1 protein-coding gene is annotated in these 297 nt (G+C 70.7%); it reads left to right on the top strand.

The genetic code is table 11. The features are described 5' to 3' along the window. A partial coding sequence (locus ACPCUX_RS18835; RefSeq protein ID WP_423389404.1) for an Ig-like domain-containing protein occupies positions 1–297 on the top strand: 297 nt, incomplete at both ends.

Genomic DNA, 297 nt, shown 5'->3' on the forward strand with positions numbered 1-297 from the left:
GCCCCGACCCTCCGTCCCGGCATCACGCCCCTGGAGGTCGTGAGCGGCGAGCCGCTGCACATCGACATCACGGACTACGTCCTGGTCGTCGAGGGCAAGACTCCCCGGCTCACCACGGAGGAGAAGGTCACCGCGCTCGAGGGCACGCGCGAGGTCCTCTCGACCACGGAGATCACCTACACGTCCGCGCCGGACTACGTCGGTCCCGCCGCCGTGACCTTCGAGGTCACCGACGGCTCCGGTCCCGACGACCCCGACGGCCACACCGCGCTGCTCACGCTGCCGATCAGCGTCGTG

Origin of the sequence: Cellulosimicrobium sp. AB352 (assembly GCF_049538415.1) — a bacterium.
Lineage (GTDB): Bacteria > Actinomycetota > Actinomycetes > Actinomycetales > Cellulomonadaceae > Cellulosimicrobium > Cellulosimicrobium funkei.